We start from the raw sequence: 18117 nt of genomic DNA on the forward strand, positions 1-18117 counted from the left end.
GCCTGTCACTGGTCTCCCGGAATTCCGCTCCGGGAGACCAATCCCATCATAACATCGCTCAAAACAAACAATCCCGGCCGCAGCGAAGCGGAGAGCCGTGACCCAGTACTCCGTGCCCTTTCGGATCGCACACGGATCTCTCCGTTCAAACAACAGCCCTCACGGAGTACTGGGTTCCCGCTTTCGCGGGAATGACAACAGAAGGTATGGCACGTCCGTGCCTCCCTCATATCACCATCGCACGGCAAGGCTCGGGTGATCCAATTCACCTCGCCGCGCGTCCCGAAAGCGCAAGGGAAAGCCTTTTCCCCTACTGACCGACGTTGAATTCCGTCTTGACCATCGCGGGGATATCGAGGTCCCCCTCCAACCCGCCATAGGTCTTGAGGATCTCATAGGACTCGGCCACTTTCGCGGTCTCCACGCTGCACAGGCCGTTCTTGGCCGTGTCCGCCGACTTGACAAAATTCTCTTCGAGCGCCAACTGGCGTTTCTGCTGTTCCGGGTTGAGTTCCGGATTGCGCGCCAGAACCGCGGCCACGGCTTCTTCCTGATGGCTGAACGCATAGTCCCAGCCTTTGGCCGTGGCGGCTATAAAGCCCTTGATCAGATCCGCATTGGCGGCTGCGAAGTCGGCCGTGGTGAAAATCGTCTCCGCATAGGCGTTGACACCGTAATCGGCCGGAACCAGTGTCGCCGTCTCGTAGCCCTGGACCTGAAGGGCAACCGGCTCGTTGACGACGAAGGAGGTCTTCGCATCGACCTGACCGGTCATCAGCACCTCGTTGCCGGCCATGACCACCTTGTTGACCTTGTCCATGTCCACACCGGCGGCATTCAGCATGGCCTGGGTGTAGGTCCATGGCCCGCCTTCGGTATAGGCAAGCGTCTTGCCCTCCAGATCCTTGGGCTCCTTGATCCCCGTCTTGGCGAGCGAGAGAACGCCGGCCGGATTCTTCTGAAAGCAGGCGCCGACGATCACCAGGTCCATCCCTTGCGCATTGCCGAACAGGATCGAGCTGACGTCGTTGGTGCCAAAGGTGTTCTGGCCGGAGGCGACCATGGCGGTCGAGTTGATGTTGGGGCCGCCGGGGAAAATCTCCAGGTTGATCCCGGCATCTTCGTAGAAGCCCTTTTCCAAGGCCATCACATAGCCGGCATTCTGCACATTCATCAGCCAGGAAATGCGCAAGCTGACGTCTTCTGCGGCATGGGCCGGCAGGACGGCGGACAGGGAAAGGGCCGAAACGACGGCGGCATGGCGGCAAAAGCTGGTGACTGACTGCATGGGATGGTTCTCCTCTGGGATGCGGTTTCGGTTTTTTGATTTTTCAGTTTTCGATGTCGGCCCCCGGCCAGAACAGCGCGAGCTTTTCCAGCAGGACGACGGCGTAGAAAAAGATGACGGTAGCGGCAGACGTGACGAAGATCGCGGAAAACAGCATGACCGCGTCCTGCCGGTAGCCGGCATTGACAATGATGGTGCCGATGCCCTGGTTGGCGCCGGTGAACTCGGCGACGATCGCGCCGATGACCGACATGCCCACGGTGATCTTCATCGCCGAGAACAGATAAGGGAGCGCAGCGAACAGGCGGGCGTGGCGCAGCAGGTCCGCCGGTTCGGCGTGAATGATGGCCATGAAGTCGAGCACCGACTTGTCGAGACTGCGCAACCCGCGTGTCATGTTGACGAGCGTGGGAAAGACGCAGGCGATTGCGGCGATGGCGATTTTCGGGGCGATCCCGAAGCCGAGCCAGATGGTCAGAAGCGGCGCGATCGCCAGAATCGGAATGGTCTTCAACACGATCGCCCAGGGGAAGACCGCGCGTTCGAAACTGCGCGAGTAGAGGAAGCTGATCGACAGCAGGATCGCAACCGTCGTTCCGATCACGAAGCCCAGCGAAGCAGCAAGCAACGTGATCCCGGCATTGACCGCGAGGCTATGCCAGTCCGTAATCATGCGCGCGATGATGACCGACGGTGCCGGCAGCAGGAACTTAGGAATATCCCGGAAGACCACCATCGCCTCCCAGGCGATCCCGAGGGCCAGGAACAGCAGCAGCGGCGGCCCCTTGCTCTTGAGCTGCGCCCGGAAGACATCCCCGAGTTTGCTATCCTTGCAGCTCATGACCCTTCTCCGAATATCAGGGCCTCGAGTTCGGCCACATAGGCTGCGAATTGCGCACTGGAGCGCACCGCGCTGCCCCGGGGCCGCTCCAGCTCGATCGGAATGATCTTTTCCACGCGGCCCGGGCGTGGCAGCAGCACCACGACAAAATCGGACAGGAGCACCGCCTCGCTCAGCGAATGGGTGACGAACAGCACCGTTGCCTGGCGCTGGGCGTAGATGCGCAAGAGCTCATCGCCCATTTCCCGGCGGGTGAAGTCGTCCAGTGCGCCGAACGGTTCGTCCATCAGAAGGACGTCCGGCCGGTAGCAGAGCGACCGGGCGATGGAGGCGCGCTGGCGCATGCCGCCGGACAGATGCGCCGGATACCGGTCCTCGAATCCGTTCAGATGCACAAGGTCCAGCATTTCGCGTGCGCGACGGTCACGGATCGCCGGCGTCTCGATATTGAGGATATCGAGCGGCAGGCGAACGTTCTCAAGCGTCGTCTTCCAGGGCAGCAGGCCCGCATCCTGAAACACGAAACCGAACGGCCGGTCCTTGCTGAATTCGGCAGGGCTCATGCCGTCGATCTCGATCAGGCCGGACGACGCCGTTTCCAGGCCACTCACGATCCGTAGAAGCGTCGACTTCCCGCAGCCGCTGTGTCCGACGATGGAGATGAAGCTGTTGCGCGGAAAGGAAAACGAGATCGACCTCAGCGCTTCGACGGCGCCGTCATTGCCTTTGCTACTATGGGGAAAGGTCTTGGAAATTCCGCTTAAGGTGATGAATGGGCGTGACGAACCGGTCCGGGCGGATGGCGATGGAAGGTGCGCGTCCATGGGCTTCATAAAACAACTCTCGCTCAACCGGTCGTAAAACCGGTGGTTCCCGCCTCTCTCCCTTGTTGTTTTCGATGCGTCCGGCGCCGCGAAACGCCGATCTTGACCGCTTTATTTTCACCAATTGTTATGGGCCCGACGGGAGGCGGGCAATTTGCATTTCGTAATAATACGTATAGCGAAATTCGAATGGACGACTGCGAAACCCGACGCCCCGTCCAAACCCCTGTGTCAGCTCAGGCCATGCGAATGCAGTCCCGCGCGACTGCAAGGCTCAGGAGGTGCATAGGTGATGCAAAAGAACGAGGTGGTGCGGGCGCCGAAACGCCAACCGCCCCGCCCCGTACCGCCTTCAGACGGTCGGGGCCGGGGTCAGGCAGGACCTGAGCCTCAGGCCGTCGCGGCCAAGTTACTGCCGGTGCCGTCGATATAGGCGCGCCAGCCCTTCAGGCCGGTGATGTCTTCCGCCCCGGCGACGCCGGCAGCTTCGCACACGAACCCCTGAACCTTACGGCCGTCGGACAGGGCGAGGGTTCCAAGGCCCAGCGGGGCCGGAATGGTGGCCAGGAAGGAGCCGACCTCTTTCAGCGGGACCGCCCAGATTTCCACCTCGATCTCGCTGCCCGAACCGGGTTCGGCGCGGACCAGACCCGGACGGCTCGGCGGGCCGCCGGCAAGGGCGTAGAGCCGATAAGCGTCGCTGGTCTTTGCCGCTTCCAGGAAGCGGGCGCCGCGCGAGGTCAGTTCGTGGTTCAGGGACATGCCGGACATATGCGCACCGCAGACGGCGAGTGCCAGTTCGTCCGGCTGCGCGACCGGGGCCGTTTCCGGCGCGTCGGGCAGTTCCCATCCGGTGGCGCCCAGTTCATGGGGACAGGCCTGCTCCAGCTGGATGCCGATGGAGGCGAGCAATCCGTCCTCGCCGGCGGCCGCCAGCAGGGTGACACTGCCAGGCCGCCCGTCGGAGCGCGGCGACACCGGCACGGCGAGCCCGCACATGTCGAGCAGGTTGACGAAATTGGTGTAGGTGCCGTAGCGCGAATTCGGGCCGATCGGATCGTCGATCAGATCCTGAACGGAATAGAAGGTCGGCGCCGTCGGCACGCACAGCAGATCGAGACCGGCCAGCACGGACTCCGTCTTCCGTCCCAGTTCCTTCAGCCGGTAGATGCCGCGGAAGGCATCCGTCGCCGTCAGGCCGATCGCCTTGCCGACGACTTCGCGCGTCACCGGATGCACGGCTTCCGGCTGGGTTTCCATCAGCTCCTGCAGAACGGTGTGACGCTCGGCGACCCAGGCGCCCTCATAAAGCATCTTGGCCACGTCATAGAACGGGGTGAAGTCGATCTTTTCCACCGTGGCGCCCAGCGCCTTCAGGGTCTCTATCGTTTCGTAGAACGAAGCTTCCTGCACGGTATCGCCAAAAAACTCGATGCTGGCGTCATCCGGAATGCCGACGCGCAAGGCGGGCGGCATGTCGCCCAGGGGCGCGACGCGGATGTCCCGCGAATAGGCATCTTCCGGGTCGTAGCCGGCAGCGGCGGCGAAGGCCTCATAGGCATCGGCGACAGTCAGGGCAAAGATCGAAATCGTGTCCAGCGTCCGGCAGGCCGGAACCACGCCGCTGGCAGACAGCGCGCCAAGAGTGGGTTTGAGCCCCGCGATGTTGTTCATCATCCCCGGAACCCGGCCCGAACCCGCCGTATCCGTTCCGAGCGAGAAACTGACGATGCCGTGACCGACCACGACCGCGGAGCCGGAGGACGATCCGCCCGGAACGATCTTGGGATCGACCGCGTTCAGCGGCGACTGATAGGGCGAGCGGACGCCGACGAGGCCGGTCGCGAACTGGTCGAGATTGGTCTTGCCGACAAGCAGCGCACCCGCCGCCTTCAGCCGGGCGACGGCGAAGGCGTCCGCTTCTGCCGTATATTCGAATACCGGACAGGCGGCGGTCGTCGGCTTGCCGCCATCGTCGATGTTGTCCTTGATGGCGAAGGGAATGCCCCAGAGCGGCTTGTCCGGATCGTAAGGACCAAGAGCCTTCGCGGCTTTCAGCACCTCGGCCTTGTCGTAGAGAAGAATGAAGATCCCCGGATCGTCGACCTCGGCAATGCGCCGGTAGACTTCCTCGATCACCGCTTCGGGGCTGGTTCCCGAGGCATAGGCGGCTTTGAGGGCGGAAAGGGTGAATGGAAGGTCGTTCATGGGGTCTTCGTACCTGAGTTTATGCAATGTTTTCTTTGAATTCAGGCGCGGCCAGGCCGGCCGCTGCGGGCGGATGGGGGGCGGCTGAAAGCAGCTCGCGCGTGTAGTCCGACGACGGGTTCTGCATCACCTGTTCCGACGATCCCTCCTCGACGATCTCCCCGTCCTTCATGACGATCACATGGTCGCATAACAGGCGAACCACGTGGAGGTCATGGCTGACGAACAGATAACTGATACCGAGTTTGGCCCTCAGATCCACCAGAAGATTGAGCACAACCGCCTGAATGGAGACGTCAAGCGCCGCCGTCGGCTCGTCGAGAATGAGGAATTTCGGGTTGAGCGCGATGGCGCGCGCGATGCCGACACGGGCCTTCTGACCGCCGGAAAGCTGATGCGGGAACCGGGTCAGGAGCGGCCGGGGCAGACCGACCAGATCGGCCAGCTCCTCCACCCGCGCCTTCTTTTCCGCCTTGCCGAGATCCGACAGCCGGTCCAGCGGTTCCTGGATCAGTTGCTGCGCGGCATGGCGCGGATTGAAACTGTCGGTCGCGTCCTGAAACACCATCTGGATGCTGGAGCGGCGCGGATCCCTGGCAAAGGCGCGCGCCGGCGTCTTCGCCAGATCCTCGCCGTCGAACAGGATTTCGCCGCTGGTCGGATCATCGAGACGCACCAGCATGGAGGACGTGGTCGACTTGCCGCAGCCGCTCTCGCCGACAAGCCCGACGCATTCCCCTTCCCTGATCCGGAAGGAAATCCCCTTGACTGCATGCACCGGGCCGGACTTGCCCTGGTAGGTTTTCTTGAGGTCACGCACCTCCAGAAGCACTTTGTCGGAGCGCTTCGGCGGCGCCAGCGGCGTGCGCATTTCTTGCGGAAGCAACTCGCGCACCGAGGCGCCTGCCCGCGGCGTCGCATCGACGAGCTTGCGGGTATAGGCATGCTGCGGCGAAAAGAACAGCGCTTCGGGCTTCCCGGTCTCCACGATCGCGCCGTCCTTCATGACGACGATGCGGTCGCAATATTGCGCCGCCATGCCGAGATCGTGGGTGATCAGGATCGAGCTCATGCCGCGCTCCCGGATGAGGTCGCTGACCAGATCCATCACCGCCTTCTGGGTGGTGATGTCGAGACCGGTGGTCGGCTCGTCGGAAATCAGGATATGGGGATCGCAGGCGAGCGCGATGGCAATCACGATACGCTGGCACATGCCGCCGGAGAGTTCGAACGGATAGGCGTGGTAGCGCTCTTCCGGATTGCGGATCTTGACCGCCTCCAGCGCCCGGATCGCTTCCGCCTTGGCGGTGGAGCGGGTCGCCCTGGCGTGGCGGCGCAGAACATCCTCCAGCTGATGGCCGACCTTGCGGATCGGGTTGAGCGCCGCGCGCGGGTTCTGGAAGATCATGGAAATCTCCCGGCCGCGAATGTCGCGCATGGCGGCCTCGGTTGCCGCCTTCAGGTCGACGCCCTCGTAGTTCAGTGCGCCGCCGGTGATCGTCCCGCCCTTGTCCAGGATGCGCATCAACGCATAGGAGGTGACCGACTTGCCGGAGCCGGATTCCCCAACGATGCCGAGGGTTTCGCCCTTCTCCAGCTCGAAGGAGACACCGCGCACCGCATCGACCTGCCCCCGGCGGGTCTGGAAGGAAACCTTGAGATCCTTGACGTTCAGCATCCTCAGGTCCTTTGCCGCGGGTCGACGATATCGCGCAGGCCGTCGCCCAACAGGTTGAATGTGAACACCGCGAACATCAGCATTGCGCCCGGAAAGAGCGCCAGCCACCATTCGCCGGAGACGATGAAATTCGCCCCTTCCGCGACCATGATGCCCCATTCGGCCGTGGGCGGGCGCACGCCGAGGCCGATGAAGCTCAGGCCCGCCGCATTCAGGATCGCCCAGCCGAGGTTCAGCGACACCTGCACCATCATCGGTGGCAGGGCGTTGGGGTAGATGTGAAACGCGAGCACCCGGAGATCCGAATTGCCGGCAAGCTTCGCGGCCTGGGCGAACCCGGATGTCCGGCGGATATTGACCTCCGCCCGTACCAGCCGCGCATAGAACGGAATGTTGATGACCGCCGTTGCGTAGACGATGTTTTCCACCGTGTTGCCGAGCGCCGCGACAATGCCCATGGCCAGAACGAACAACGGGAAGGCCATGATCGTGTCGAAGACCCGGTTCAGGACGCCGTCGATGAGACCGCCCCAGTAACCGGCAACAGCGCCCAGGAACGAGCCGAAGACGAAGGAGAGCGCCACGGCGGCCACCGAGATCATCAGGTCGAGGCGGGCTGCGACCAGCGTCCGGCTGAACACGTCCCTGCCCAGGTTGTCCGTGCCGAACCAGTGGGCGAGCGACGGCGGCTGCAGGGCGGAAGCCGCGTCCGACTGCATCGGATCGTAGGGCGCGATCACCGGGCCGAAGACGGCGACGAAGATCAGAACGCCGAACATGGCGAAGGCGATCAGCGTGACCGGGTTGTCCTTCAGCACGTAGACGAGATGATCCAGCGCGCCGTTCGACTTCTCGACGCCTGAGGATGTGGCAAGGTCGCTCATTGGCTGCTGAACCCTATGCGGGGATCGATCGCCGTATAGGCAAGGTCGATCAGGAGATTGAGAACGACGAAGAGCAGCGCCATAGCGAGCACGAAGCCCTGCACCGCCGCATAGTCGGAGACGACCAGCGCCTCCACCGCGTAGGAGCCAATACCTGGCCAGGCATAGACCTTCTCCACCAGCACATTGGCGCCCAGCGTGAAGGAAAACACCATGCCGAGGGTGGTGATCACCGGAAGCAGCGCGTTCCGAAACGCATATGTGAAAAGCACCGTCTCATCGGTGAGCCCGGCCGCCCGCGCTGTGCGGATGAAGTCGGAGGAAAGCGTGCTCAGCATGGCCGCGCGGGTCATGCGGGCAAGCGGCGCCAGCGTGAACAGGGCCAGCGTGATCGCCGGCAGGGCGAGCTGCTTCAGCGCGCCCAGCCAGGTTTCCCAGTCGCCGGCAAGGGCCGCGTCGATCAGGTAGAAGCCGGTGACGTGGTCCGGCTCGATGTAGATGAAATCGAGCCGGCCGAGCGGCGACGGCGCGATGCCGAGCAGGTAGTAGAACACGTAGATCAGCACGATGCCGGTAAAGAAGGTCGGCAGCGAGACACCCGCGGTCACCAGCACCCGGCAGACATGGTCGATCATGGAGCCGGGATGGGTGGCCGCGAGTACGCCGAGGGGGATCGCGATCGCGCAGGAGAGGATAAGCGCGGTCAGCGTCAGTTCGAGCGAGGCCGGCAGGCGGCTCGCCAGGTCCTGGGCCACCGGTTGTCCGGTGGAAAGCGATGTGCCCATGTCGCCGGCGGCAAGATCGCTCACATAGACCAGGAACTGCTCGGGCAGGCTTTTGTCCAGCCCGAGCTTTTCGCGCACCTGCGCGATGGAGGCTTCGTCGGCGGTCATGCCGGCGAAATAGACGGCCGGGTCGCCCGGTAATGCCCGCGTCAGCACGAAGCTGATGATCACGACACCGATCACGACAGGGATCGCCTGCGCAATTCGGGTCAGCACTGTTTTCAGGCGGCCCGGCATGGCCGTCAGACCTTCTTCAGGCTGCGGCCGTCGAGCTGGCGGTGGAACCAGTACTCGTAGCCTTCGACATTCCGCATGCCGACGTTGACCGCGGGCTGCCACAGGGCGATGCGCGGAACCTCGTCCCAGGCGATCTCGATCATGCGCTTGATCTTCGGCGCGTAGTCCGGATCGTCGACGGAGAGATACAGCGTCTCGCCCGTCAGCTTCTCGATCTCCTCGTTGCGGTAGTTGGAGGCGTTGAAGAGATGGCCGTCGAGATAGGCCCAGAAGAAGTAGTAGCAGGGATAGTTCAGCCAGCCACCGAAGGTTTCCAGCGGCAGGGCCAGGCGCTTTTCGACCAGCGAGGCCGTGCGCCAGTTGGCGCCGGGGATCTTGTCGATCGGGGCCTTGATGCCGATCTTGGCGAGGTTCTCCTGGATCAGCAGCGCTGCCGGTTCCATCCAGTCGGACTGGTCCAGGGCGATGGAAAGCGGCACCTCGAAGCCGTCCTTGTAGCCGGCTTCCTCAAGCAGGGCCTTCGCCTTGTCGAGATCGGTCGAATAGGGAAATTTCTGCGGCCAGGCGATATCGGCCGGGCTCGTGCTCTCCCCGCCCCACATGGGGTTGCCCCGGCCATAAGCTGCCGTCTGGAACACTTCCTCGTAAGGCACCGACCAGGCGATGGCCTGACGGACGCGCTTGTCCTTGAACGGCTCAAAAATCAGGTTCGGGCACAGGCAGTAGATGGCGTTTTCGACCGGCGTGGTGTTCACGGTCAGGCCGTCGGTGCCGGCCAGTTCCTTGGCGTCCTTGTTGGGCATGTCGAAGGAGATCTGGATGTCACCGCGTTCCAGAAGCGCGCGGCGGGTCGCCGGGCTCGGAACCTCGCGGATAACCACCCGCTTCACCGCCGGCACCGGACCGGAGGTGTAGTTGTCGTTGCGCTCGTAGACGAGCTGCTCGCCCGGCTTCCAGGCCGCGACCTTGAACGCGCCGGACCCGGCCGGGTTCTTGTGTAGGTATTCCATCGCCCAGGGATCGTCGGCGGTGGCGTGTTCCTTGGCGACCTTGGAGTTGATGATCATCGGCACCGGCACGGCGAGATCCGGCAGGCTGAGCTTGGAGGCATGGGGCAGCGTGACCACGAAGGTCATGTCGTCGACCGCCTCGAACTGCTCCGGCTTTTCCAGGGAGCCGGCCTTCATCTGCACGGTCGGGAAGCCGCCGACGGAGACGGCCCGGTCGAAGGACCATTTCACGTCATGGGCGGTGATCGGCGAGCCGTCCTGGAACTTGCCGTCGGGGCGCATCTTGAAGGTGATCTTCGTGCCGTCCTCGGAGATTTCCCAGCTTTCGGCGGCTTCCGGCTCGATCACGGAATAGTCGTAGGACAGGCTGCCGTCCGGCAACGTCTTGGTGCCGAAGCTGACCAGCCGGTCATAGGCATTGACCGCGACCTGGTAGCTGGCGCGGTTGGTGCCGGTGCGGTGCAGGTCGAGACTGTTGATGGTCTGGCCGGTCACGGCGACGATCACGTCATTGCCGGCGGCAGCGGCCGGCAGGCTTTTCAGGAAAGGCAGCATGGTTGCGCTGAGCACCGTGGCGCCGCCCGCTTTCAGGAAGGATCTCCGGGAAGTTTCAAGTGTCATTTCTGGTCCCCTCTTGGCTGAACGAAGCCACCTGGAAGGCGATGGCCGCGCCCTTGGGGGAAAGCTTGATTGGAAAAAGCGCTTCTTTCTAATGCTATTTTTGCAGTAACCTGCTTCCGAAAATGCAGCACTCGACAAATTGGCGCGCGATATGAAGCACTTGACGACCCTGTCCCTGATCGAGGCCGTGGCGAAAGCCGGTTCGATCCGCAAGGCGGCGGAAGACATGAACATCACCTCGTCGGCGCTGAACCGGCGGATCCAGAGGTTCGAGGAGGAATTCGGCGCGCCGATCTTCGAGCGCCTGCCCCGTGGCGTGCGCCTCAACCCGGCCGGCGAGCTTCTGATCCAGCATATCCGCGCCCAGATGGCGGATCTGGAACGGGTGCGCAGCCAGGTGGCGGATCTCTCCGGCCTCCGCCGCGGCCATGTCTCCATCGCCTGTTCCCAGGCGATCCAGCCCTATTTCATGCCCCGTCACATCGCCGCCTACCGCACCGAGCATCCGGGCGTGACCTTTTCCGTCCACGTGCGCGACCGCGACAGCGCCGAGGAGGACCTGCGCAGCTTTCAAAGCGATCTCGCCCTGGTGTTCGAGCCGCAGCACCTGGAAGAATTCGACGTGATCGTGTCGGTGGAACAGCCGGTCTATGCGGTCATGGCGGTGGACCACCCGCTGGCAAGCAAGGAAACGTTGCGCCTGCGCGACTGCCTGGAATTCCCCCACGTGGTCCCGTCGCGCCACATCGGCATCCGCTACCTGCTCGACCTCGCCACCGGGCGCATGACCAAGAAGCTCGCCCACACCATCGAGGCGGATTCCTTCGAATTCATGCGCCACTACGTCCAGAACGAAAAGGCGGTCGGCTTCCAGTTCCCCATCGGCCTCGACATCGCCAACGACACCCGCCTCGCCTTCCGCCCCCTGCCCCGCCGCGACATCGACTTCGGCCACCTGGCGCTGTTACAGGCCAAGGGCCGGACACTGTCGGTGGCCTCGGCACGCTTTGCCAACCAGCTGGCGCTGGCGTTGAGTGAGGAGGGGTTGGGGGTGGGTTAGGATTGGTGCCCGTTCTAGACCGGATCACCAAGAACTCCTTATCTGCCAAGCCATGCTACTACCGGCATTCAGGAACCCAAGAGAGTACGGAATTGTTTTATTTCGTGTCAGTATAGACAAAATCAATTATAGGTTGTTAATATATTTTAATTGCATCATTTATTTATTTTACGAGGGAAGTGAGATGGAATTGCTTCGCGACTATATGAATGAACACTATGCCGCAGCACGAAATCAGCAAATGTTGCGCATGCAAGGAATGGCGCTTTATGTATCTGCATCATCCATTCTTTTCGTTCAGGCTATTTTGAATTTCAGAAACGATTTTGCCGTTTATACAATAGGGGGCGTTTTAATCTTATTGGCTGCGCTTTGCTTGTATCAAAACTTGGTTTTTCATCGCACCAATCGCTACCATGTTGAGATAGCACGCCACTCTAGAAAACAAATCACCAAAATCTTATCGGGCGGCTCTAGTTTAGCTCAGAATGACCCCAACCTAATTGGAGAGGTGGTTCGCAGTAATCGTGGATTACGGTTGGATGATGAAGAATTTGAGCATCAATTAGATTGCGCGGTGCGTAAGACCCTCAAAAAAAGTAATTTTAAAGTCGAGAGTCGTTTGCATCGATCTCTATTTGCAATTCCTGTAATAATAGGGTTCGCAGGATTGATGCTTGTCGTTTCCATTAATTGGATTAATGAAGTAATCTGCGGGCTATGCTCGATCTGCCAGTTCGGACATTAGTCGGCTTGCCTTCTAACTTTTCGGTTCGATTTCTGACGAACATGGTTAGAAATCAAAAAAAGCCTCAATCAATTACCTGACATTCATGACGCTCCTCCAGATCAAAGACCGGACGTGGCGTCGGCCCACTCTTCCAACCAGTCGGCTCTGGCGTTGAGTGCGGAAGGGTTGGGGGATAGGATTGGTGTGGGAACGGCTAGAAAATGGCCGCTTTTCGAATGTCCTTCGTGGGTGAAAAATGAATACCGATAGCATCTTGAGATTTCGAAGCTATTCAATTCGGGTGGCATTTTCGGCAATACGCTGGAAAAGATACTAAAACGCATTCAGGCAAGGAAAAGAAATCTTGCTAGTGCTATTAGTCTGGCAATATGCCAACCTGAGGCAGATGTCTCTCAACGTTAGGCTGCTTCAGAGAACGCAATAAATGCGACCCGATCGACAAATCTCAACTATTGTTATTGGCTTCTGCCTCTCACTTATTTCATCAATTGCATCTGCTCAGTCTGAGGCAGAAGACGCGGCTATCCGCTTAAAGCGGGCCCACGTTATTCGCTACCTTGAAAAATGTATCGATCGCGGGCGCTCTGATGTGGAATGCCGCGCTGAGATATCTGCCTTACATCCGCGCGAAAAAGCGGCGCTTAACAGCATCATGATCAACTCCGGCCATTATGATGAATTCGAGGTGAGCAAAGCCAGCGCCGCCTGCTACGATCCTGCCCACGATTATAGGGACCTGATTGAATGCTGGGAGCGACTTGCGAGCAAGATGACCGCTGGGCAAAACATTGAACCTGAAGCGCCCAAGCCCGTTGTAAGTCTGAGTGAAAAAGCTGCCGAATTATTCTCAAAACTAGCTTCAGTCGAGCAGAAATCGGTCATTTTGTGTGTTCGAGGAAGGGTCAATCTTAACTATCGGGATACAGTCGCCCACAACCTCCAACTCGGAGGAAGCGACGCGTTATGGGCACTTAAGATATACGGCATCGAGAATGCTCAGATGTCGAGATTGGCAAAAGCTGCGAATTGGACGGTAATGGCGAGCTACTATGAGCTGGAAGCGGAGAACGTTTCAAAACTCATTCGCGGCGAGATAGAATTTGACAATTATCGGACGATATCCAAGGACAGCCAAAAGCTCCTAAGTGCTGCGCTTGCACCTGAAAGCTCAAAACAGTACGTGCATAGCAGGAACTTTGAAAAGTTTGCGGATGAATGCGGAGAATTGGCCACGGAGGTAATCGGCAGCGCAAAGGTAGCTGCTTCCAATTAGCACCAGTCGAAAGGCGCTGGTTCGTTCAACAAGACTCCCCCTAAAACCGCCCCCATCATTGGCAGGCTCCTCTGGCAGCGTATGCCTCAAACCCACGCCCTCACTTGACCGGACGCAGAGGCGGCAGGCGGCTTTCGAAGATCGAAGACTTCACGATCGACGTATGTGTTTCGGCGCGCTCGTGGAACGGGAGCAGGATGGCGTCCAGTTCCGCCACATCCGCCAAAGCAAGGCGCGTGACGTAACAGTCGTCTCCGGTCACACGGTCGCAGGATAGGAACCGGGGCTGTTCCTCGATCATCTTTTCGACCACGTGAAGCGGACCGCTGCGGGGCTTGATCCGCACCAGCGCCTGGATCGTGTAGCCGAGCGCGCGCAAATCGACCTTCACGACAGCGGCTGGCCCCACGGCGGCGCCTTCACCATCCGCCAGGGCGAAGACATGGGCACCCCCTCCCTGATCCGGGTGACCATGGACGACACCAAAGGCGCGCCCGTGCGCGTGTCCGGAGGAACCCGGGCGATCGGGTGATGGCCGGTTAGCTACGGAGAGACAGTCATTAAGTCTCTCGCGTGCGCAAAAGGCACGACCTCCCCTCCCCGCAGGCCGTCATCACACGGCGAAGTCCGGGTGATCCAATCCACCTTGCCATACGGGAGATAGAGGAAAAGGACCTGAGCGCAAGCAACCCCCTCCAGCAATAGAGCCGCGCCGCTCTGGAAACGAGTGGATCACCCGGACTTCGCCGGGTGATGACACCTGGAGGAAACGCCCTCCTCCCCCTCGGGCAGTCATCCCGGGCGAACGTAAGTGAGACCCGGGACCGGCGAGCCCGGATCTATGCCGAGACCGATATCACCCCTCGCCCGGGCAATGGCGAACGATCACGAAACCTTCGGACTCGGACGGGACGACAAAGTGCCTGGTGAGTTGGTCGAACTGCTCGTCCGTCACGGAAAACGGATGCGCGCCGCTGGCGTTCCGCGCCCGCAGCCGTGCCTTGCAGATGTCGTCCGGGACATCCAGGAAATGCAGCCGATGCGCCGCCTGCGCACCTTCGGCAAGGCTCAGCATCCAGGCCCGGGTCGCGACCGTGTTAGCCGGAAAATCCAGCACGACCGACAGGCCGGCCCTGAGCAGGGAGACCACATGCGGCCCCATGATAGCGCGCAATTTGGCGGAACAGCGCACGTAGTCGGAAATCGACACCATCTCATCGCCATAGAGCGCGGCCAGCCAGTCATCTTCGGCAATGACGACCGTTCCCGCGGCCTGACCGAGGCTGGCGGTCAGGGTCGATTTGCCCGAGGCGGCCTTGCCGCAAACGAGGTGAAGTGTTGGAAGAGCTTGTGTCATGAAAACCCCTGTCCGGCGCGTGGCGCACCAATGCAATTTCGGAAACAGTCGGCCCGGCCCGGCTGATCAGGCCGGGAGAATAATTCGACCGGGACGGTCGCCAAAAAGGATCCGAACAAAGGGTTTCATAAGCGGGAGATGTGACACGGCCCCGGCCCGATGTCCAGATCGGCATCGGACGCGGGCCTGTGTATCCGGAGGCCTTTTGAGGACAGGACCCCGGGGTCAGTAAGCCCGGTCGCCCAGGACCGAGCCGACCGGCAAATAGGAAGAAAAGACGCTACCGTCAGCATAAACGCCGATCGTGATTTTCGTCTGGAGCTCCCTGTAAACAAGCAGGCTACGCGAATCCGACCCGTGCGGACCACTGGACGACGGCCTCGCCAATCGGAATTCACCCGACCCAGGCGTTGTTGCCGTTTTTTCTGAAGAGCCCCACTTGCTGCCCGACCGGCTTTCGAATGGCAAAAGCCGTCAGACCGCCCGGCTTCTTTTGTTGCGCGGCCGGCCGCACGCAATCCGTCCCGTCGCTGTTGGCGACCAGCGGCCGCGTACATCTGAGGATAATCTGCTGCGCCTGTGCGGGGCTGGACAGAAGGCCCGAAAACCCTGCGACCAAAGCAAGGGCAGCCACGGCCGGAAGTTGAACGAAACTACGTGGTCGGACCCTTTCAAAAGCATATGTCATGCCTTCTGTTTCAGGAAAGTTTGGCGTGAAAAGCACTGTATCGAAGCACGGCGAACTTCAAATAAGCCCTAGATGAACCGGCGATGAACGGTTGGCCGCGGGCCGATACGAGGGGGAAAGGGCTGTAGACGGCGACGTCTTCGAACGTCCTTTATGGGCGAAGAGGGATCAAACCGATTTGCCCTGAGGAACGACCGGTTTTCAAGCCTGGAGCTGTCCTCGCTGGAGCCGCAGTTTCATGTTGATCACACGCTCATCGCCGGCGCCAAACACATTCGGATCGACATACCGCTCAAACCCCAGACTCTCGTACAACGGCAATGCCTCGCCTTCGCCTGTCCTCCATGGGCGGGAAGATGCCGACCAAGCAAAGAGACTCGTCCGTTACATTTGGTAAGGGTACGAAACAACGCGAACAAAATCAGAGAGACCCGAATAACGCTTGGGACGATGGTACTTACAGCCCAGTGGGCAACATGATCATGGCTGTGTGGATTGATCATCTTTCCTTATTGGCTGTAGCGACTCCGGCATGATGAGCTTCCGCCTGACCGCATTAATAGTGGCAGAGATTTTGCTGTTTACCCCCATCTTGCTGAAGATGTTATTCCAGTGAAATCGTACAGTTGCTGTCGAAATTCCGGTTATTTTGGCAATCTCCCAGTCGGTCTTTCCTGATGCGGACCAGCAAAGCACATCCTTCTCGCGTTGCGTCAGACGGGGCAGGCATTCTGTTTCGTAATAGCTCATATATTTTTCGTGAAGAACTGCGGCCAGAAAATAGATGTCCGCCAAGCTCCTGACGTCCTGATCGCTTTCACAATGCGGGCGGGAAACGCCAATTCCGGCAACCTCCCCCCAAGCATTAATAATTGAAACGCCAATACCGTCAGCCATACCCGCATCCCCGGCTTCCCGCATCATTTTCTGAGATTTTTCGAGTACTGATTCATCAAATACCTGATGATCGCGTAATGAAGCGATCGCCTGCGACCAGAAAAACCCGCCTGGTTTGTTGAGGATAAGCTGAAAGACCGGGTCGATGGTGTGAAAGTCTTGTTCCCGGTAGTGTGCCATCCAGTCATCAGGATAGCTCGTCGATACTCCGTGAAATGCTTTTTCACCGATAGAAGGGTGATCTGAGATCAAAGAGAAGGCTGCTCTGTCGTAGCCGTATTCTCTGATGAAATCACAAAATCTACCAAAAGCCTCTGCCTGCGACTGTGCATTTTGAATGGCTTCGATCGCGGATTGCAGCTTGCTCATCGGCCCTCCTAATAACGTTGCTAGGTTTTGCGTCCGGCGTGGAGCTGCTAAATGCACCCTAAGAGCAATTAGGGGTTACCGCACTTTCAATAGGCAACAAGGGTTGCCAAAATCGATCTAAAGACAAGGATTTTAGAGCTCCATCCAATCCTTTAATAGTAAATAATGAGTTTTCTTTATCAATGCTGGAAATCTTTAGACCTGAACTCTTGACGTTATACGCTCTCATAGCATCCTTTATGGCCACTATGACTTATGCGGAAGGCAGGGGTAATGGCTGGAGCCTATACCGCGTCCTCGGGTTATCACTGTCGCTTGTCTGGCCGCTTGTGATTGTCGTTTTTACCCTACTGGTTATGCTAGGCGTAAAGCATCAATCTCGTAAGAGCTTGAACAACTAGGCCCACATTTCCCGCCCGTCATATTGAAAACGAAAGCGAACTCGGTATCGGTTCCGGTCGAGAACCGCATTGCAATACTGCTTTTCGATCTTCTCCGCTGTCCGCTTTGGCAGATTGCTCGCCTGTAAGCCACCGGTCAGCAACCGGTTCCCATTCCAGATTGGCCGGTCGCGGCATTCGCTGCCGGTGACTTAGAAACCCGCTTTGTGCGTAAAACCGTTGTCATTTCTGCCCTTCGGGGCCTGAAGCCCGCTAAAACAACCTCACTCGATGACAAACCCTGCCATCAACTTTGACAATCTTTGCCATTCTCTCGTAACCTGAACAGAGAAGGAGCAAAGCACGATGGCAACGATGAATGTGTCTCTTCCCGATCCGATGAAGGACTGGGTGGAAGCCCGGTTGAAAGACGGGAAGTTCGCCAACACCAGCGACTACGTGCGCCACCTGATCCGTTGCGATCAGGAGCGCGTCGAAGCCATTGCCGATGTCCAGCAGGCGATCGACGAAGGTCTGGAAAGCGGCGAGCCTCGCCCGTTCGATTTCCGCGAGTTCAAGGCGCGCATGCGGGAGCAGCATGGCAAGCGGTAGGCTCTCGCATTACCGCCTGACCCCGGCAGCAGAACGCGATCTGGAAGATATCTGGCTTTACACCGCTCAAAACTGGTCGATGGAGCAGGCAGACCGCTACACGGACGCGCTGGAAGATGCCTTCGCGACCATCTTGTCCATGTCGGAAATCGCACGGGAGCGGCTGGAATTTACCCCACCCGTCCGCATTCACCCCAGCGCGCAACATGCGATCATCTACCGGATTGAAGCCGATCGCATCGCCATAATCCGCGTACTTGGCGGACAGCAGAACTGGAAAGTGCTGCTTGAAGATTAATCGAGGTTAGCCTGCCGGTCCCCGGACCTTTCCGGGAACCGACTGTTTCCAATCCC

16 protein-coding genes are annotated in these 18117 nt (G+C 59.7%); 5 read left to right on the forward strand and 11 right to left on the reverse strand.

Annotation, left to right across the window (positions count from 1 at the left end; all coding sequences use genetic code 11):
* Nucleotides 1-310 precede the first annotated feature (310 nt).
* The 8 genes from ACN0SO_RS22305 to ACN0SO_RS22340 form a co-directional block, all read right to left on the reverse strand.
* Nucleotides 311-1288 carry an ABC transporter substrate-binding protein gene (locus ACN0SO_RS22305; protein ID WP_417681247.1) on the reverse strand — a complete coding sequence of 326 codons (978 nt, stop codon included), beginning with the start codon at nt 1286-1288 and terminating at the stop codon, nt 311-313.
* Nucleotides 1289-1331: 43 nt separating this feature from the next.
* Nucleotides 1332-2129: an ABC transporter permease gene (locus tag ACN0SO_RS22310; RefSeq protein WP_417681249.1), complete on the reverse strand. Its 798-nt coding sequence runs from the start codon at nt 2127-2129 to the stop codon at nt 1332-1334.
* On the reverse strand, nt 2126-2962 hold the full coding sequence (locus ACN0SO_RS22315; RefSeq protein ID WP_417681251.1) for an ABC transporter ATP-binding protein: 837 nt from the start codon (nt 2960-2962) through the stop codon (nt 2126-2128). The genes ACN0SO_RS22310 and ACN0SO_RS22315 overlap by 4 nt, the downstream gene beginning before the upstream one ends.
* Nucleotides 2963-3343: 381 nt before the next feature.
* Nucleotides 3344-5161, reverse strand: coding sequence for an allophanate hydrolase (atzF, locus tag ACN0SO_RS22320; protein WP_417681253.1), 1818 nt, complete (start codon nt 5159-5161; stop codon nt 3344-3346).
* 19 nt (nt 5162-5180) lie between these two features.
* A complete protein-coding gene (locus ACN0SO_RS22325) occupies nt 5181-6839 on the reverse strand; it encodes a dipeptide ABC transporter ATP-binding protein (RefSeq protein WP_417681254.1) in 1659 nt (552 codons plus the stop codon).
* Nucleotides 6840-6841: 2 nt separating this feature from the next.
* Nucleotides 6842-7723 (reverse strand): ABC transporter permease, encoded by an 882-nt coding sequence (locus ACN0SO_RS22330; RefSeq protein WP_417681256.1) that lies wholly within the window; start codon nt 7721-7723, stop codon nt 6842-6844.
* Entirely contained in the window at nt 7720-8745 is a 1026-nt protein-coding gene (locus ACN0SO_RS22335) for an ABC transporter permease (RefSeq protein ID WP_417681258.1), read from the reverse strand. The genes ACN0SO_RS22330 and ACN0SO_RS22335 overlap by 4 nt, the downstream gene beginning before the upstream one ends.
* 5 nt (nt 8746-8750) lie before the next feature.
* Nucleotides 8751-10376 carry an ABC transporter substrate-binding protein gene (locus tag ACN0SO_RS22340; protein ID WP_417681260.1) on the reverse strand — a complete coding sequence of 542 codons (1626 nt, stop codon included), beginning with the start codon at nt 10374-10376 and terminating at the stop codon, nt 8751-8753.
* Between the two features lie 151 nt (nt 10377-10527).
* Here ACN0SO_RS22340 and ACN0SO_RS22345 point away from each other — a divergent pair, with 151 nt between their 5' ends.
* The 3 genes from ACN0SO_RS22345 (at nt 10528) to ACN0SO_RS22355 (ending at nt 13460) form a co-directional block, all read left to right on the forward strand.
* Entirely contained in the window at nt 10528-11436 is a 909-nt protein-coding gene (locus ACN0SO_RS22345; RefSeq protein ID WP_417681262.1) for a LysR family transcriptional regulator, read from the forward strand.
* A 184-nt stretch (nt 11437-11620) separates the two neighbouring features.
* The gene (locus ACN0SO_RS22350) at nt 11621-12184 is read left to right on the forward strand and encodes a hypothetical protein (protein WP_417681264.1); all 564 of its coding nucleotides are present in this window, start codon (nt 11621-11623) and stop codon (nt 12182-12184) included.
* 427 nt (nt 12185-12611) lie between these two features.
* On the forward strand, nt 12612-13460 hold the full coding sequence (locus ACN0SO_RS22355; protein ID WP_417681266.1) for a hypothetical protein: 849 nt from the start codon (nt 12612-12614) through the stop codon (nt 13458-13460).
* 100 nt (nt 13461-13560) lie between these two features.
* On the opposite strand, the gene ACN0SO_RS22360 is transcribed toward ACN0SO_RS22355, so the two are convergent.
* The 3 genes from ACN0SO_RS22360 to ACN0SO_RS22370 all read right to left on the reverse strand — a co-directional run bounded on the left by ACN0SO_RS22360 (nt 13561) and on the right by ACN0SO_RS22370 (nt 16771).
* The gene (locus ACN0SO_RS22360; RefSeq protein WP_417681268.1) at nt 13561-13869 is read right to left on the reverse strand and encodes an Lrp/AsnC family transcriptional regulator; all 309 of its coding nucleotides are present in this window, start codon (nt 13867-13869) and stop codon (nt 13561-13563) included.
* A gap of 447 nt (nt 13870-14316) precedes the next feature.
* Nucleotides 14317-14817, reverse strand: a complete 501-nt coding sequence (locus ACN0SO_RS22365; RefSeq protein WP_417681270.1) for an AAA family ATPase — start codon at nt 14815-14817, stop codon at nt 14317-14319.
* A 1168-nt stretch (nt 14818-15985) separates the two neighbouring features.
* Nucleotides 15986-16771 carry a helix-turn-helix transcriptional regulator gene (locus ACN0SO_RS22370; RefSeq protein ID WP_417681272.1) on the reverse strand — a complete coding sequence of 262 codons (786 nt, stop codon included), beginning with the start codon at nt 16769-16771 and terminating at the stop codon, nt 15986-15988.
* 746 nt (nt 16772-17517) lie between these two features.
* On the opposite strand from ACN0SO_RS22370, the gene ACN0SO_RS22375 reads away from it, so the two are divergent.
* Together ACN0SO_RS22375 and ACN0SO_RS22380 are read left to right on the forward strand one after the other, a co-directional pair.
* Nucleotides 17518-17763 (forward strand): type II toxin-antitoxin system ParD family antitoxin, encoded by a 246-nt coding sequence (locus ACN0SO_RS22375; RefSeq protein WP_417681274.1) that lies wholly within the window; start codon nt 17518-17520, stop codon nt 17761-17763.
* The gene (locus tag ACN0SO_RS22380; RefSeq protein ID WP_417681276.1) at nt 17750-18061 is read left to right on the forward strand and encodes a type II toxin-antitoxin system RelE/ParE family toxin; all 312 of its coding nucleotides are present in this window, start codon (nt 17750-17752) and stop codon (nt 18059-18061) included. The genes ACN0SO_RS22375 and ACN0SO_RS22380 overlap by 14 nt, the downstream gene beginning before the upstream one ends.
* Nucleotides 18062-18117 lie beyond the last annotated feature (56 nt).

This window comes from Roseibium sp. (assembly GCF_048260565.1).
GTDB lineage: Bacteria > Pseudomonadota > Alphaproteobacteria > Rhizobiales > Stappiaceae > Roseibium.

Coding starts and splice junctions, on each gene's coding strand:
- ACN0SO_RS22305 (WP_417681247.1), bottom strand. CDS start 1,288: ATGCAGTCAGTCACCAGCTTTTGCCGCCATGCCGCCGTCGTTTCGGCC.
- ACN0SO_RS22310 (WP_417681249.1), bottom strand. CDS start 2,129: ATGAGCTGCAAGGATAGCAAACTCGGGGATGTCTTCCGGGCGCAGCTC.
- ACN0SO_RS22315 (WP_417681251.1), bottom strand. CDS start 2,962: ATGAAGCCCATGGACGCGCACCTTCCATCGCCATCCGCCCGGACCGGT.
- atzF (WP_417681253.1), bottom strand. CDS start 5,161: ATGAACGACCTTCCATTCACCCTTTCCGCCCTCAAAGCCGCCTATGCC.
- ACN0SO_RS22325 (WP_417681254.1), bottom strand. CDS start 6,839: ATGCTGAACGTCAAGGATCTCAAGGTTTCCTTCCAGACCCGCCGGGGG.
- ACN0SO_RS22330 (WP_417681256.1), bottom strand. CDS start 7,723: ATGAGCGACCTTGCCACATCCTCAGGCGTCGAGAAGTCGAACGGCGCG.
- ACN0SO_RS22335 (WP_417681258.1), bottom strand. CDS start 8,745: ATGCCGGGCCGCCTGAAAACAGTGCTGACCCGAATTGCGCAGGCGATC.
- ACN0SO_RS22340 (WP_417681260.1), bottom strand. CDS start 10,376: ATGACACTTGAAACTTCCCGGAGATCCTTCCTGAAAGCGGGCGGCGCC.
- ACN0SO_RS22345 (WP_417681262.1), top strand. CDS start 10,528: ATGAAGCACTTGACGACCCTGTCCCTGATCGAGGCCGTGGCGAAAGCC.
- ACN0SO_RS22350 (WP_417681264.1), top strand. CDS start 11,621: ATGGAATTGCTTCGCGACTATATGAATGAACACTATGCCGCAGCACGA.
- ACN0SO_RS22355 (WP_417681266.1), top strand. CDS start 12,612: ATGCGACCCGATCGACAAATCTCAACTATTGTTATTGGCTTCTGCCTC.
- ACN0SO_RS22365 (WP_417681270.1), bottom strand. CDS start 14,817: ATGACACAAGCTCTTCCAACACTTCACCTCGTTTGCGGCAAGGCCGCC.
- ACN0SO_RS22370 (WP_417681272.1), bottom strand. CDS start 16,771: ATGAGCAAGCTGCAATCCGCGATCGAAGCCATTCAAAATGCACAGTCG.
- ACN0SO_RS22375 (WP_417681274.1), top strand. CDS start 17,518: ATGGCAACGATGAATGTGTCTCTTCCCGATCCGATGAAGGACTGGGTG.
- ACN0SO_RS22380 (WP_417681276.1), top strand. CDS start 17,750: ATGGCAAGCGGTAGGCTCTCGCATTACCGCCTGACCCCGGCAGCAGAA.